At 35.8% G+C, this 16,461-nt stretch carries 15 protein-coding genes; 7 read left to right on the forward strand and 8 right to left on the reverse strand.

Going from position 1 to position 16,461, the window contains the following annotated elements; translation table 11 throughout:
* Positions 1–130: 130 nt before the first annotated feature.
* The 7 genes from yidC to guaA all read right to left on the reverse strand — a co-directional run bounded on the left by yidC (position 131) and on the right by guaA (position 9,107).
* A complete protein-coding gene (gene yidC, locus DB895_RS01495) occupies positions 131–2,032 on the reverse strand; it encodes a membrane protein insertase YidC (RefSeq protein ID WP_116723565.1) in 1,902 nt (633 codons plus the stop codon).
* A gap of 123 nt (positions 2,033–2,155) precedes the next feature.
* Positions 2,156–3,778, reverse strand: a complete 1,623-nt coding sequence (locus DB895_RS01500) for a CTP synthase (protein WP_116723566.1) — start codon at positions 3,776–3,778, stop codon at positions 2,156–2,158.
* Between the two features lie 199 nt (positions 3,779–3,977).
* A complete protein-coding gene (locus DB895_RS01505) occupies positions 3,978–4,208 on the reverse strand; it encodes a DUF3820 family protein (RefSeq protein ID WP_116723567.1) in 231 nt (76 codons plus the stop codon).
* Positions 4,209–4,261: 53 nt separating this feature from the next.
* The gene (locus DB895_RS01510; RefSeq protein ID WP_116723568.1) at positions 4,262–4,663 is read right to left on the reverse strand and encodes an OsmC family protein; all 402 of its coding nucleotides are present in this window, start codon (positions 4,661–4,663) and stop codon (positions 4,262–4,264) included.
* Positions 4,663–6,684 (reverse strand): LysM peptidoglycan-binding domain-containing protein, encoded by a 2,022-nt coding sequence (locus DB895_RS01515; protein ID WP_116723569.1) that lies wholly within the window; start codon positions 6,682–6,684, stop codon positions 4,663–4,665. Before DB895_RS01515 ends, DB895_RS01510 begins: the two co-directional genes overlap by 1 nt.
* Before the next feature lie 53 nt (positions 6,685–6,737).
* Positions 6,738–7,556 (reverse strand): LysM peptidoglycan-binding domain-containing protein, encoded by an 819-nt coding sequence (locus tag DB895_RS01520; RefSeq protein WP_116723570.1) that lies wholly within the window; start codon positions 7,554–7,556, stop codon positions 6,738–6,740.
* Positions 7,557–7,577: 21 nt separating this feature from the next.
* Positions 7,578–9,107: a glutamine-hydrolyzing GMP synthase gene (gene guaA / locus DB895_RS01525; protein ID WP_116723571.1), complete on the reverse strand. Its 1,530-nt coding sequence runs from the start codon at positions 9,105–9,107 to the stop codon at positions 7,578–7,580.
* 212 nt (positions 9,108–9,319) lie between these two features.
* Between guaA and DB895_RS01530 the strand changes: the two genes are divergently transcribed.
* The 7 genes from DB895_RS01530 to DB895_RS01560 all read left to right on the forward strand — a co-directional run bounded on the left by DB895_RS01530 (position 9,320) and on the right by DB895_RS01560 (position 15,926).
* The gene (locus tag DB895_RS01530) at positions 9,320–10,042 is read left to right on the forward strand and encodes a MotA/TolQ/ExbB proton channel family protein (protein ID WP_317046082.1); all 723 of its coding nucleotides are present in this window, start codon (positions 9,320–9,322) and stop codon (positions 10,040–10,042) included.
* Positions 10,032–10,424: an ExbD/TolR family protein gene (locus tag DB895_RS01535; RefSeq protein WP_116723572.1), complete on the forward strand. Its 393-nt coding sequence runs from the start codon at positions 10,032–10,034 to the stop codon at positions 10,422–10,424. Before DB895_RS01530 ends, DB895_RS01535 begins: the two co-directional genes overlap by 11 nt.
* A 91-nt stretch (positions 10,425–10,515) precedes the next feature.
* A complete protein-coding gene (locus tag DB895_RS01540) occupies positions 10,516–11,772 on the forward strand; it encodes a voltage-gated chloride channel family protein (protein WP_116723659.1) in 1,257 nt (418 codons plus the stop codon).
* A 68-nt stretch (positions 11,773–11,840) separates the two neighbouring features.
* Positions 11,841–12,845 carry a DHH family phosphoesterase gene (locus DB895_RS01545; RefSeq protein WP_116723573.1) on the forward strand — a complete coding sequence of 335 codons (1,005 nt, stop codon included), beginning with the start codon at positions 11,841–11,843 and terminating at the stop codon, positions 12,843–12,845.
* A 14-nt stretch (positions 12,846–12,859) separates the two neighbouring features.
* The gene (gldI, locus tag DB895_RS01550) at positions 12,860–13,450 is read left to right on the forward strand and encodes a gliding motility-associated peptidyl-prolyl isomerase GldI (protein ID WP_243694609.1); all 591 of its coding nucleotides are present in this window, start codon (positions 12,860–12,862) and stop codon (positions 13,448–13,450) included.
* A gap of 14 nt (positions 13,451–13,464) precedes the next feature.
* Complete coding sequence (locus DB895_RS01555; protein ID WP_116723575.1) at positions 13,465–14,589, forward strand: peptidylprolyl isomerase; 1,125 nt, start codon at positions 13,465–13,467, stop codon at positions 14,587–14,589.
* Positions 14,590–14,702: 113 nt separating this feature from the next.
* Positions 14,703–15,926, forward strand: a complete 1,224-nt coding sequence (locus DB895_RS01560) for a peptidylprolyl isomerase (RefSeq protein ID WP_116723576.1) — start codon at positions 14,703–14,705, stop codon at positions 15,924–15,926.
* 83 nt (positions 15,927–16,009) lie between these two features.
* On the opposite strand, the gene DB895_RS01565 is transcribed toward DB895_RS01560, so the two are convergent.
* Entirely contained in the window at positions 16,010–16,441 is a 432-nt protein-coding gene (locus DB895_RS01565; RefSeq protein WP_116723577.1) for a hypothetical protein, read from the reverse strand.
* Positions 16,442–16,461 lie beyond the last annotated feature (20 nt).

The following is a 16,461-nucleotide window of genomic DNA, read 5'->3' on the forward strand; positions in this document are numbered from 1 at the left end:
ATTTGACAGGAAATCTAACTAATCTAAAATGAAAAATTACCAACTATTTTTGACTACATTACCTAAAATCCATTTACTTTATTGTATAAATTCAAGACCTCTCCCAAACTTTTTTAAGAGAGCCATTTTATTACTTTTTCTTTTGTTGTGCTTTTTGCTCTTCAGCCTGCTGCATTACTTCTTGAAGTTTTTGTTGAAACTTGCCTTGTTTTTTAGGCTCTTTCAATTTATTCTCTTGAATTTGAGCATGAATTTTATCGCTATCGATAATATAATTTTTTATTACTAACATAATTCCAATAGTAATTAAATTAGAAATAAAATTATACAAACTCAATCCAGCACCATACGTATTAAAGAAAACCAACATCATAATTGGAGATACATAAATCATGATTTTCATCATTTTTGCCATATCTGGCATTCCTTCTTGTTGCGGTGCTGCCATTTGTTGATCGCCAGATGTCATCTTCATATAAAAGAAAATAGCAACTGCAGCAAGTATCGGAAACAAACTAATATGGTCTCCATACAATGGGATATGGAACGGTAATTTTACCACTTGGTCAAAAGAAGACAAGTCGTCTGCCCAAAGAAAACTTTTTTGTCTTAACTCGAAAGCCGATGGAAAAAACTGAAACGAGGCATACATGAATGGAATTTGTATCAATGCAGGTATACATCCGGCCATAGGATTAACCCCTGCCTTATTGTATAATTTCATTGTCTCTTGTTGTTTTTTCATTGGGTCTTTTTTGAATTTTTCTCCCAATTCTGCAATTTCTGGCCGTAACACTTTCATTTTAGCTTGAGAAAGGAAAGACTTATATGTTATAGGAGACATCGCAATTTTTATTAAAATCGTAAATACGATAATTGCAATTCCGTAAGCAATGTAAGAACTTAAAAATCCGAATAATGGAATAAAAATAAATTTATTAATCCACCCGAAAATTCCCCAACCTAAAGGAATAATCTTGTCTAGATTTTTATCATACGCTTTTAATGTTTTATAATCTGTTGGTCCAAAATACCAATTCATTTTATAATCCACTTCACCATTATTGAATACTAGAGGAATTGTAGCATTAAATTGTTTGGTAAAAATGGTATCGGTTTCCTGATTAAGCACTAAATCATTAGAATGTAATTTAGCTTTTTCAAATGGTTTTTCAGTCAATAAAATAGAAGTAAAAAAATGTTGTTTGAAAGCGATATAACTTACTTTTTCAGGATTTTCTTCTTTGTCTTTTCCAAGTCCAACATTGTTATCCTTTCCGTCTTCATATTCGTAGCGAATATCGGCGTAACGATCTTCGTAAGAAATGCTTTTCTCGTTTCTGTAGGCTTTCAAATTCCATACTAGATCCAAGGGTTTTGAAGTGTTTAAAACTTTACTCAAACCTTGCGAACGAATATCAAAACCAATCATATAATCATTAGGTTTCAATACATATTTGTATTCCAAAAATTCATTTGCACCAGATTTCAAGCGCATGGTTAAAATTTGATTCTCGCCAACTTTAGTTAATTCAGGTTCAAAAAACAGATTTTTGGTTTCTAATGTTCTATTATCCTGCGTTTGCAAATTAATATTTAAATCCGCATTATTGTCTTTTATGAGTTCAACTAATTGCCCAGAACCTTTCTTGAACCGTTCGAAACTCTTTAATTTTGCGGCAACAATATAACCACCTTTGTTCGCTATTTTTATGCTTACCAAATTATTTTCAAGGGTAGTAAATGATTCCTTGGCAGAGGGAAGCGTTGCAGAATAAGCGAAATTACCCAAAGTAGATTTTAGTTTTGACAATTGCAATGAATCGCTAGCTGTGGTATCCATCACTGTTGATGCAATTTGTTTTGCTGGAACTTTGGCTTCATTTTCTTTTTGAAGTACTTGCTCTTTTTTAGCTTTTTCGGCCGCAATCTCTTTTTGAGAAGGTTGATTATTGTACATAATCCAAACTATAATTCCAAAAATCAACACAAAACCGATAATAGAATTAAGATCTAATTTTTTTTCGTTCATTATTTTTTATTTTTTGCTTTAAGCAGTTGGCTTTAAGCGATAAGCACTGTTTATTACTATTAATTTATAAGTGGGCGGCTCCATTTCTCCCCTAGCCCCGATTGCATCTCTTAATTCATCCTCCTATTTCGCTCCTAATTTTTTATTTTTTACCATTGCCCCCACAAAACTAACGAATAATGGGTGCGGATTGGCAACCGTACTCTTATATTCTGGATGGTATTGCACACCAATAAAAAACGGATGGTTTTCTATCTCGATAATCTCTACCAATCCCGTATCTGGATTGACTCCAGAAGCCTTTAATCCTGCATTTTCCAATCGTGCCAAATAATCACCGTTAAATTCGTATCGATGGCGATGGCGTTCCAAAATATTGGTTTTCCCGTATATTTTATAAGCTAACGTATCTGGTAGTATGTCACATTTCCAGGCTCCTAAACGCATGGTTCCCCCTTTGTCCGTAATGTCTTTTTGTTCTTCCATCAAATCAATAACAGGATGCGCTGTTCCTTGATTCATTTCGGTTGAATTGGCATCTTTCAAACCCAACACATTTCTGGAATATTCTATAACTGCCATTTGCATTCCGAGACAAATTCCAAAAAATGGTAACTTATTTTCTCGGGCATAGCGTACTGCCTCGATTTTTCCTTCTATACCTCGTTCTCCAAAACCTGGAGCTACTAAAATCCCGTCTAGTCCAGCCAACTTTTCAGCTACATTTTCGGAATCAATATATTCGGAATGAACGGAAACGACGTTTACTTTGGTCTCATTTGTTGCACCCGCATGAATAAATGCTTCTAAGATTGACTTGTAAGAATCCTGCAATTCTACATATTTCCCAATCAATCCAATATTTACGGTATGTTTTGGATTTTTCAGTCTGTGCAAAAAAGTATTCCAGTTTTTTAAATCGGGAGCTGCTTTTTTAGGCAAATTTAATTTTTTCAAAGCGACTACATCAAGACCTTCTTCGAGCATCAAATTAGGTACTTCATAAATTGTTGAAGCATCGATGGATTGAATTACGGCTTCCCGTTTCACATTGCAAAACAGGGCTAATTTTTGACGCAATTCATCCGATATTTCATGCTCTGTTCTACAAACTAATATATCCGCTTTTATTCCGCTTTCCATTAAGGTTTTTACGGAATGTTGTGTTGGTTTTGTTTTTAATTCTCCCGCAGCGGCTAAATATGGAACTAGAGTTAAATGAATAACGATACCGTTATTTTCGCCCAATTCCCATACCAATTGTCGAACGGATTCAATGTATGGCAAGGATTCAATATCACCAACAGTCCCACCAATTTCAGTAATTACAATATCGTAATCACCAGAATTACCCAGCAATTGCATGCGTTCTTTAATTTCATTAGTGATGTGCGGAACGACTTGTACCGTCTTCCCTAGAAATTCACCTCTTCGTTCTTTTTCAATCACGGAAAGATAAACCCTTCCTGTAGTTACATTATTGGCCTGTGAAGTTGCAACATTCAGAAAACGTTCGTAATGCCCTAAATCCAAATCCGTTTCGGCACCATCATCGGTAACATAACATTCACCGTGTTCATAAGGATTTAATGTTCCTGGATCGACATTGATATATGGATCAAATTTTTGAATAGTCGTTCTATACCCTCTTGCTTGCAATAATTTTGCCAAGGAAGCGGCAATAATTCCTTTTCCGAGGGAAGAAGTCACACCGCCAGTAACAAAAATATATTTTGTTTGATTCATTCTGTTTTTATTTGTTGTTGTGTTGTTTTTCTAAAAACGCCCAAAGAAATATCATTACCCTATTAGGCATTTTATAAAACGTGGCAAAAATACGATTATAATTCGATTTTTAGATTTTTAGATTGTTGGATTTTCAGAAAAATTAATTCCTCCTTGTTTATTGACCATATAATTTGTACATGATGTCTAACAATCCATTTTATGGCTTAGGGTACTTCTTTCTGATGTTCCGAATTAATTCTTCCAATCCATTTAATTTGAGTTCATAAATGAGTTGGAGTTGTTCGCCCAATTGTCCCTTTGGGAAGCCTTTGTTGTTATACCAAACGACATAATATTCGGGCAAATCAATAAGGTGCCAGCCTTCGTATTTGCCAAAAGGCATTTTAGTGTGGGCTAATTGGATGAGTTGCTTTTGATCTGGATTCAAAATTGATTTTTTACCGCAAAGAACTCAAAGTTTTTCGCAAAGATTCTAAAGAATTATTTCCAATTAAAAGTGATTCTCTTGTCGATTTCAGGATGTAAACTCAAAAAAACGGGACAGGTCATTGCAGCTCTTTCCAGAATGATTTTGGTTTTATCATCTGGGGAATAATTCATGTCAAATACAATTTCGATAGCGTTGATTCTTCTTGGTTCTGCTTGCATGATTTTATTTACCGAAGCAATTGAATCGCTTATTGAAACGTTCATATCGCGGGCTTTTATTCCCATAAGTGTCATCATACAACTCCCCAAAGCATTGGCCACTAAATCAGTTGGAGAGAAAGCCTCGCCTTTTCCGTTATTGTCAATTGGTGCGTCTGAAAGGATTTCGGTACCAGACTGCAAATGTATGGACGACGTTCTTAAATCGCCTAAATAGGTTATTTTTGAGGTCATTAATTTACTTGTTTTACAGATAAATCTTCTTCATATTGCATGATATAAACCCCCTTATTTACATACCCATTGGAATTCTTTTTAACGTATTCAAATTTACTTTCCACTTGTTGTGTATTATCCTCATTAACGGAAGTTTCAAATGTTTTCCCCTGAGACAATCGCAACATGGTATCTAAAGTGACATCAAAACCTCGTGTGGCAAATTGACTTGGAAAGATTTTGTTTTTTTCTTTATATTCTTTTTCAAAAATGGCCGCGCCAGAAGAATCATTGTCACGAGTAAGAGAAGGATAAAGCATTTTTAGAATGGTAAGTCGCTTTAATGAAATTTCATCAAAATCTAATGTTTGATTTGGTTCGATAATCACCATTTGAATTTGGGAATTAGCCAATTCATTAAGCAACGCATTTGTAGTTTCTATAATCATTACCGTTCTTTCAGAATCCATGACCACATAATTCAACTTGTCTTTTTCTAAGAGTGACTTCAAGTTTATGATATCCAAAGCACCCGTTTCGGTGATTGCAACGAATTTTGCCGAAGGACATTTTTTGGAAATAAACTCTTTATTAGATGTTTTTTTCGGGTCACTAACTACAATAATATTTCCGTGTTTAGCCAACATAAAATCAAACATAGCACTTTTTGCAAAATCGCTCGGTGGCATGGCTTGATATAAATTACTATATGATTTTCCAATCTCTTTTGATAACGGAGAAATCACCGGAACGTTTTTGTCTTTTAATAGCTCTGCTACTTTTTCAACATATTGTTGATAAAATGGTCCTATTATAGCATCGGCATTTTGAAGGTTATTAACTTGAACAACATTATCCACATTGGAAGATATTTTGCTTTCTTCGGAATCAAATATCTTCACATCAATATTTAACCCTAAAGTTTTAGCCGAGTCAATTGCAATTAACGCTCCAGAATAAAAATCAAGTGTCATATTCAAAAAAGCATCCTTCTTTAATCGTATTGCCATTGTTTTCAACGTGTCTCCTTGAATTCTTGAAGCATTGAAGGGAAGCAATAAAACCAATTGTTTCTTATCCTCTTTTTTTATTGTTTTCGACAAATCGACAAATTTAGCATTCGAAATAGGAGGAGCTACTAGCGTAATAGACCCTTTTCCTGGGACTTTAAGTATCATTCCTTCTTTTACTCCATCTGCCAAAGAGGGATTCATAAGAATCAATTCCTCCTGAGTTAAATGAAATAATTGTGTCAAACTGTAAAATGTTTCCTTTGGTTTTACTTCATAATTAGCAAATGCATATTTTTTAGGATTTTTTGCGTATTCGGTCGTTGAAGAGAATTCAGGAACTACTAATTTCTCGACAGGATTTGCTATTTGCTCTACTTGATGATTAACAATTTCGGATTTCACATTGCTTGCGTCAATAATTAATTTATAACCTACGGTTAAATTAGAAACTATTGCTGGATTTTTTTGTTCTAATTCCTGAACACTAATTCCGTATTTTTTTGCAATTCCAAATTTTGTTTCTCCTGGCTCAACAACGTGGAAAATTACCTTTTCAGGCACTGTTACTGAAACTTTTTCAGTTTTCTTGATTGCGGTTTCAGTAGGCTGGGGAGCTTTTTTTTCCGAGACTAAAGCCACTGCTTCATTCGTTGGAATTTTAATCGTTTGCCCTGTTTTTAAGCCGTCTTTTAAGATATCTTCATTAAGTGTCTTTAACTCAAATACGTTTACATTATAATCCCTAGATATGCTGTAAAGCGTTTCTTTAGATTTTACAATGTGCGTTTTAAAAGTGCTTTCCTTTTGAATTGAAGTGGGAATTAAAATAACGTCATTTTCCTTAATTCCTGCTTGGGAATCTGGATTCAACCTGTAAATATCAAATGGGGTAACCTTATACTTTGCGGCAATATGTGTAATTGTTTCCCCTTTTAAAACAGTGTGTTTTAAAAAACTGTTGTCTTGCGCAAAAAGCGAAAAGGAAATTAAATAAATTACTAGGAAAGAAACGAGAATTCGATTCATTCTTACACTTTTTACTGGTTTAATGGTTAGGTTAGTCAATTTAAATTGATTTATTAGTTACTTTTATTTATTGTCAATAGCTGTCCTACTTGCAAACCTTTTTGCAATAGCACTTTATTTTGTTGCTTGATTTCATCAACCGTTACATTGTATTTTTTAGATAAACTATACAAGGTTTCTTTTGGCTCCACTTTATGTGTAATGTTGTTTCCCGCAACTTGTTCTTGAGGAACAACGACTTTAGAAACAGAACTCGCCGGCTCTATTACTGAGCTCACAACATCATTACCAGCAGAACCTTTTGTTGAAGGAATTATAATGACCTGGCCTATTTTCAAACCATTAATTAACATTTTTTGATTGCTAGACTTGATTTCATCCACAGGAACATTGTATTTTCTTGATATACTGTAAAGCGTTTCCTTAGGCTCAACGGTATGGCTAATTTCCGAAAAATTATCCGAAGAAACTACAATCGGTTTTTCTTTTTCCGCAATCACTTTCTCCGCATTCACTTTTTCTTTTTCAACTGTCCGTTTTACGACTGGCACTTCTTTCACAACCTTTTTTATGACTGGAGGAGAAACGGGTTCGGGAGCATTGTTTAAATTCGTTTCTTCAACCACCACAACTTCTTTTCTTGGAACAGGGATCTTCAAAATCATGCCTTGGCTAATTCCATCAACCGCAAATTTATTTAATCTGTAAATTTCTGAAGGATCCGTCAAGTATTTCTTAGAAAGCATCTTAACCGATTCTCCCAATTGCACTTCATGGTCGATAATATCAACTTCTTGATTCTTCTTTGAATTTTGACTAAACCCATTGAGACTAATCGTCATCAAGAAAAAAAACAGTATAAGCTTCTTCATATGTTATAAAAAATTATTAAATTATTCCCATTCTATTGTTGCAGGTGGTTTTGAGCTGATGTCATATACCACTCTATTCACGCCTTTCACCTTATTTATAATATCATTGGACACTTTCATCAGGAAATCATATGGTAAATGAACCCAGTCGGCAGTCATTCCGTCCGTAGATTCAACCGCTCTAAGAGCCACAACTTTTTCATACGTGCGTTCGTCACCCATAACTCCCACGCTATTTACGGGAAGCAAAATGGCGCCGGCTTGCCAAACTTTATCGTATAAACCCCAAGATTTCAATCCATCAATAAATACCGCGTCAACTTCTTGCAATATACGAACTTTTTCTAAAGTAATATCACCTAAAATTCGTATCGATAATCCAGGTCCTGGAAAAGGATGTCTTCCTAATAATTCAGCATCTATTCCTAATGTTGCTCCTACTCTGCGAACCTCATCTTTAAAAAGCATGCGCAATGGCTCCACGATTTTTAATTTCATATAATCGGGTAATCCACCAACATTGTGATGCGATTTGATGGTAGCCGAGGGTCCTTTTACCGAAACCGATTCTATCACATCTGGATAAATAGTTCCTTGGGCCAACCACTTCACATCCTCAAGAAGGTGCGATTCATCATCAAAAACTTCGATAAAAACACGTCCGATAATTTTTCTTTTGGTTTCAGGATCGCTTATATCTGCCAGTTCATCCAAGAAACGAGAAGAGGCATCGACTCCTTTCACGTTCAACCCCATGTGTTTGTATTGGTCGAGTACGTTTTCAAATTCATTTTTGCGCAACAAACCATTGTTCACAAAAATGCAATACAAATTTTTACCGATTGCCTGATGCAATAACACTGCAGCAACTGTTGAATCGACACCACCAGAAAGTCCTAAAACCACTTTGTCATTTTGCAACTTCTCCTTTAATTCAGCCACCATTTCTCCAACAAAAGCATTGGGGGTAAAGTTTTGTGGAACATGGGCAATCTTGACCAAAAAGTTTTCCAATAGCTGTTTTCCATCGGTTGAATGATACACTTCAGGATGAAACTGTATGGCATATGTTGTCTCCCCTTCTATTTTATAGGCAGCATTTTCGACATCGTGCGTGCTTGCCAATCGAACTCCGTTTGTAGGCAATTCTTTAATAGTATCACTATGGGACATCCAAACTTGGGAATTTTCAGAAATATTTTCGAAGAAAGTTTCCCCACCTTTTATGTATGATAAATTTGCTCTTCCGTATTCTCTAGTATCCGATGGAGCCACTTCGCCACCACTAAAATGGGCTAAATATTGCGCTCCGTAACAAACCGAAAGCAAAGGCAATTTACCCCGAATTTCAGACAAATCAGGATGTAGCACATCATCGGCACGAACAGAAAACGGACTTCCGGAAAGAATGACCGCTTTGTAACTGGATAAATCACTTGGAAAATGATTGTATGGGAAAATTTCGCAAAATATATTTAATTCGCGAACTCTTCGGGCAATTAGTTGTGTGTATTGCGATCCGAAGTCTAAAATAAGTACGTTGTGTTGCATGCGCAAAAATAACTTTTATATTCGAAATTTAAAATAATACCTATAAAATTAGTCTTTTTTTTATTATTTTATAGGACTGACACTTATTATTAAAAAATTACGTTACATTATAGTGAAATAAAACAGCATCTTTTGAAAAAAAAAATTTTTTTTGAGTGAGTTTTTTAAAAATTTATGCACTTTTGTAAACGTAATAAACAACTACAATTTCTATGGTAATTTTAAATTTTATATTGCAAGCCAATCCTGTCACTGACACTATCGCTAATGCCGTCGCAAATCCAGCGAGTACTGAAGTTAGCGTTACAGAAAATATATCCTATTTAGAGTTTTTATTAAAAGGTGGGGTAATGATTTTCCCGCTAATCCTTTTACTATTCTTTTGTGTATATGTAATTATCGAACGCTATTTGTCTATTAAAAAAGCGGCTAAACAAGATGTCAATTTATTAAATGATATCAAAATGCAACTAAAAACTGGGAAACTGGACAACGCCATTATGCTTTGTAGCAGAGAAAATACCGCCTCGGGAAATATTTTGAGAAGTGGAATCTCTATTATCGGAAGACCAATTGGCGAAATAGAATCCGTGATGGAAAAAACGGCAAACATTGAAATTGCCCAAATGGAAAAAGGTCTGACTTATCTTGGATTGATTTCGGGAATTGCCCCAATTCTTGGATTTATCGGAACCATTTCGGGGGTTATCAAAATTTTTCATACCATTTCTAACACAGGAAACTTGAATATCCAAACCATTTCCGGAGGGTTATACGAAAAAATGATTAGTAGTGGTGCTGGATTGGTTGTAGGTGTTGTTGCTTATTCCGCTTACCATTTGTTTAATATGATGATTGACGGTTTTGCTTTGAAAGTGCAAAAACAAACCTTAGAAATCATCAGTATAATACAAGAACCACAAAATGGCAATTAAAAGAAACAAACGTTTTCACGCTGAAATTCCAACTTCGTCTTTAAGCGACATCATGTTCTTCTTGTTTTTGTTTTTCCTGATTATCTCCACCTTGGCCAACCCCAATGTGATCAAACTGACTTTACCAAAAGCCAAGTCAAACGAAACAACAAACAAAGACCATATTAGTTTATCGGTTACGGAAGACAAAATCTATTATATCAATAAAGTGCAGGTTCCTTTTGAACAATTGGAGCAGACATTAAACGATATGACTACTGCGGCAAATGACAAAGTAGTTGTAGTTCGCGTTCCTGCCGATAACAAAGTGCAAGATTTAGTCGATTTAATGCAAATGGGCGTTAAATTGAAACTGAACTTTGTTATTGCAACCACAAAATAACTCTCGAAAACAATTCATAGAAAACCTGTCATTTTGATAGGTTTTTTTATGATGTATTTTGATTACTTTTATTTTTTTAAACTACATAGATTTGAATTCTTCTTCTGAAAATTTTTCTGTTCGCTCCATTTTCAAATGGATACTGATTAGTTTGATTATTGGTATCCTTTCAGGTTCTGTATCGGCATTCTTTTTGGTTTCCTTAAATTGGGTAACCACTTTCAGGGAAAACAATTTCTGGCTTATTGGATTGCTTCCACTTGGCGGGCTATTCATTGGTTTGATGTATCATTATTACGGGAAAACTGCCGTAAAAGGCAATAATCTCATACTGGAAGAATACGAGAATCCTCAAAAAACTATTCCGTTACTCATGGTGCCTTTAGTTTTAATTGGCACATTAATCACTCATCTTTTGGGAGGTTCCGCAGGTCGTGAAGGAACGGCGGTGCAAATGAGCAGTTCCATTGCCGATCAGTTTACAACTATTTTTAAACTGGATAATTCCGAACGAAAAACCATCTTAATACTGGGAATTAGTGCAGGGTTTGCTTCGGTTTTCGGAACTCCATTAGCTGGTGCTTTGTTTGCTTTGGAGGTTTTGTACTTCAGTAAAATTAATTTAAAAAGCATCCTGACTTCTTTTTTAGTGGCATATATCGCTTATTATGTAGTTGAATTTTTGCACGTACAACATACCCATTATTTCATCCCCACAGTTCCTGATATCTCTCCCTTGAATCTGTTTTGGATAAGCATTGTTGGAATTTTATTCGGATTGGCAGCCATGTTATTTTCCAAATCTACCCACTTTTGGCACCGCCTCTTTTCAAAATTTATAGCTTACCCTCCACTCCGACCGTTTGTTGGTGGAGCAATCTTAGCAATGAGCATTTACGTCATCGGAACCACAAAATATATTGGATTGGGAGTTCCCACAATTGTGGATGCCTTCCAAAACGCAAATGCTAATTACGATTTTATTCTCAAAATTCTATTTACTGGATTTACGCTTGGAGCGGGTTTTAAAGGCGGAGAAGTGACACCTCTTTTTTTCATAGGAGCCACTTTAGGAAGCGCATTGTCCGTTTTTATTCCTTTACCCATAGCCCTTTTGGCAGGAATGGGATTCGTAGCCGTTTTCTCTGGAGCTACCCATACTCCTATTGCCTGTACAGTTATGGGAATGGAATTATTTGGATTAGAAAGTGGCATTTACATTGCGATTGCTTGTGTACTATCCTACTTTTTTTCAGGTTCTATGGGTATTTACGGCTCGCAAATTGTAAAAGGTCCTAAACATGTCTTATACCAAAAATGGCGTGGTTCAAATTTAGAAGATTTATAGAATTGGAAATCTTAGATTATTCTTAAATGTTTTCAAGATTAGGCTAAAAAAATGTAAATTCGCAACCTATGAAAAAGGAAGACATTGAAGCATTAGGGTTATTACTTTCAACGCCAAAAAAAATAGCGATAATACCACACCGAAGCCCCGATGGGGATGCTATGGGTTCTACATTGGCATTATACCATTTTTTATTGAAATTAAATCACAAACCGGTCGTCATTGCCCCTAATGAGTTTCCTGATTTTTTAGCGTGGTTACCAGGTTCAGATAAGGTATTGATTTTTGAAAAAGACAAAGAAAATACCACTAAAATGCTGCAAGAATCAGAACTGATTTTTACTTTAGATTTTAATGCTTTGCATCGCACGGGCGAAATGGAGCACGTTTTAAACAAACTGCAAACCACTTTTGTCATGATTGACCATCATCAAAGTCCGGATGATTTTGCACAGTTTACGTATTCGGACACCAACTTTGGTTCTACCTGTGAGATGATTTATAATTTTATTTCCCTTTTGGGTAAAAAAGACCAATTAGACCAAACTATTGCCACGTGTATTTACACTGGAATTTTAACCGATTCCGGATCCTTCCGATTTCCAAAAACCACCGGAACAACCCATCGAATTATTGCCGATTTAATAGATTTGGGTGCTGAAAACACCACTATACCAACTTTGCTTTTCGACAACAATTCATACGACCGATTGCAATTATTGGGAAAAGCGTTGCAAAACATGAAGGTGTTTCCAGAGTACAAAACCACTTACATTTCGCTTTCGCAAGAAGAGCTGGACACATTTCATTATGTAAAAGGAGATACTGAAGGAATCGTAAATTACGGATTGACCATAAAAGGCATTCACTTTGCCGCAATTTTTATTGAACATAAAGATGAAAAAATCATAAAAATTTCGTTCCGTTCTCAAGGCGATTTTGATGTCAATCAATTTGCCCGTGAACATTTCAGTGGTGGTGGACATATCAATGCTGCGGGAGGAAAATCGAATCTATCTCTAAAAGATACCATTGCCAAATTTGAAAAACTGATTACCCAGATAAAAATATAATCAACATGAAATACATGAAACAAGTAGTTATTATGGTATTCTGTGGCGTATTACTTTCGTGTTGTTCACAACAACAGCAGGCGCGCAGACCCATTTCACAATCTTCGGGAACCTTCCTTAAAGAATCTGTGATCCGAAATAAAAAACTAATTTCAGGAGAAGAAGCTAAAATTGATTCTATCATAAAAAGTAATCCTGCAATTCAATATATCGCTTCTGACAAAGGATATTGGTATCGCTATGAAATTAAAAACACACAAGATAGCATTCGTCCAAAAAAAGGGGATATCGCCCATTTTAACTATGAAATAAAAGACCTAGATGGCAATGTGATTTATTCTGAATTGGAGCTAAGACCACAAACTTATCATGTGGATAAAGAACAGAAAATCATCATGGGTTTAAGACATGGAATAAAATTGATGCGTAAAAATGAAACCGTAACATTTCTATTTCCATCTCACGTTGGATATGGATACCATGGAGATGACCGGAGAATTGGGCACAACCAACCCTTAATTTGCACTGTAACGCTAAATGATTTTGCGCCAGAGACGAGTCAAAACAGCGAACTGGTGAAACAGACCAAAATAACAACTGAATAATAATTAATTTAAAAATGAAAAAACAGATTCTTCTACTCCTAATTGCAGCAGCTACATTTTGTTCTTGCAAGGAGGAACACGACAAACTGCCTGATGGGTTATATGCAGATATTGAAACCAGCAAAGGCAACATTGTGGTACAACTTGATTACCAAAAAGCACCAATAACGGTCGCTAATTTCGTGAGTTTGGCCGAGGGCAAAAACACTTTTGTTAGCGAGCAATTTAAAGGAAAACCTTTCTTTGACGGATTAAAATTCCACCGTGTCATTAAAGATTTCATGATTCAAGGTGGAGATCCCCTAGGTGATGGCACAGGAGATACGGGTTATAAATTTAGAGATGAAATTACCGATTTAAGATTCGATAAAGGCGGAATTTTAGCAATGGCCAATTCCGGTCCGGGAACCAACAGCAGCCAATTTTTTATCACACATATAGCTACACCTTGGCTTGACGGTAAGCATACCATTTTTGGGCAAGTGGTTGAAAACGGAATGGACATTGTCAATAAAATTGAACAAGAAGATATTATCCAAAAAATTACCATTCTCCAAAAAGGAGAAGGAGCCAAGAAATTTGATGCCGTTAAAATTTTCACGGATTTCTTCACACATGAATCCGAAAATTTAAAGAAGCAAGCCCAAATTGATGCTGAAAATAAAATCCTTTACGAAGCAAAGTACAAGGCCGTTAAGGCGAAAAAAGTAGCCTATTTTGAAGGCATCAAAAAAATGGCAACCCAATCGGCAACAGGATTAAAATATAAAATCATTTCAACAAAAAAAGGTAAAAAACCGGCAAACGGAACTCCAGTTTTCATTCATTATTCCGGTTTTTTGGAAAACGGAGACTTGTTTGATAGCAGTGTAGCCGAGGTAGCGACTGCCTTCGGAAAATTTGACCAACAAAGAGCCGATGCCAGACAATATATTCCAATTCCGTTTCAGGCGGGAAAAAAGGACGGAATGATTCCCGGATTCATAGAAGGATTAGACAAAATGAGTTTTGGAGATAAAGCCGTTTTATTCATCCCATCTAATTTGGGTTACGGGGCTCAAGGTGCTGGCGGAGTGATTCCTCCAAATGCCAATATTATTTTTGAAGTCGAGCTTTTAGAGGCCATGCCCCAACAATAATATAAAGAAAATAAGAATCTCAAAAATGGGGAATTAATAAAAAATAACACGAGGGAAAAAACCTGAAAATCCCTGCAATTGCGAAATAAGTAAGGAATTTTAAACAACGAAAAATGAAATTAAAAGTTATCGTTTTATTATTTTTAGGAATGATAAGTGGGTATGCCCAAAATACTAAAAAACCAGTTGCTGCTAAAAAACCAACTAAAGGTATTCAAGTTAAAAAAGCAAATACTACTGCAGCTTCGACCGAAGGTATCTTTGCGGAATTCGAAACCAGCAAAGGAAAAATCACAGTACAACTGGAATACAAAAAAACACCCGTTACTGTTGCCAACTTTATAGCATTAGCAGAAGGAAAAAACACTTTTGTGACCGACGAAAAACTAAAAGGAAAACCTTTTTATGACGGATTAAAGTTTCACAGAGTAATTAAAGACTTTATGATTCAAGGTGGAGACCCTGCAGGAAATGGATCTGGAGGCTGCGGCTATAGTTTCAAGGATGAATTTATTCCTGAAATGAAATTTGACAAAGGTGGAATCCTAGCTATGGCCAATTCTGGTCCAGCAACAAACAGCAGTCAATTTTTCATCACCCACAAAGACACGCCTTGGTTAAATGGAAAACATACTATTTTTGGGTATGTTACTTCGGGAATGGATGTAGTAAATGCAATTGCCCAAGATGATGTCATCAAGAAAGTAACGATTATCAGAAAAGGAGCCGAAGCCAAAAAGTTTGATGCCGTAAAAGTATTCACCGATTACTTTGGCAACAAAGCCGAAGACCAGAAAAAACAAGCCGCTATTGATGCTGAAAACAGAGCCAAACAAGCTGTCGTAGAAGCTGAAGCTAAAAAAGTGTATGACGAAAAATATGCATCCGTAAAAGCGGACAAAGTAAAATACCTAGCCGCAGCAAAAGCAACAGCAACAAAATCGGCAACTGGTCTGGAAACTAAGATCATTCAGACTGGTTCTGGCAAAAAACCGGTTGAAGGATCAACCGTTTACATTCATTATGCTGGCTATTTAGAAGACGGAAGCCTTTTTGATAGCAGCATCGAGGAAGTAGCAAAAACATACGGAAAATATGATGCCAACAGAGCTGCCCAAAACGGATACCAACCCTTCCCTTTCCCATCTGGTAAAAAAGACGGTTTGATTCCTGGGTTCCTCGAAGGTCTCAGCGGAATGTCTTTTGGTGACAAAGCCATTCTCTTCATCCCATCTAACTTGGGATATGGAGAACACGGAGCCGGAAATGTAATTCCACCCAATGCCAATATCATTTTTGAAGTAGAATTGATTGAAACATTGCCAGAGAAGAAATAAAACAGTGGACGTAACATAAAAAAGGCGTGAAAGATTTTTCTTTTACGCCTTTTTTATTTCCAGTCAAATCATAAATCTGCACTCTAAAACTTCCAGTCAAATTCGTCTTTACTATTAATGATAGCTCCAAGTTCTACCTTCACGACCTCCTCAAATTCCGTTTGAAGGATAAGCCAATGGTCTTCGTTAAAATAGTTTTCGAACGTATCGAATTCCTCCTGGGTAAATTTTGCTAATCCTTTTTCGTCCAATTCCTTTTTGGCCTCGCGGATATTTTTACCAATTATGTGAATCCCGAGTAGGTCTAAGTCCGGGCTGGAAGCCACAACATATCCCAATTTTAACGCTTCGTCCTTATAGAATGTCAAACGCATCTTTAGGACATTATAGGCAAAAATCACGTTGTCGTCCTCGTCCTTATAATTCCTGTCCGGTTTACCATAAATAGCAGTAACGTCACTTTGTTTCATTCCGAACAGGAGTTGGTCTATTCCGGATTTTAAATTGATTTTCATGTCTATTGATTTTTTTTCAA

The sequence above is a fragment of the Flavobacterium psychrotolerans genome, assembly GCF_003097635.1.
Classification (GTDB): domain Bacteria; phylum Bacteroidota; class Bacteroidia; order Flavobacteriales; family Flavobacteriaceae; genus Flavobacterium; species Flavobacterium psychrotolerans.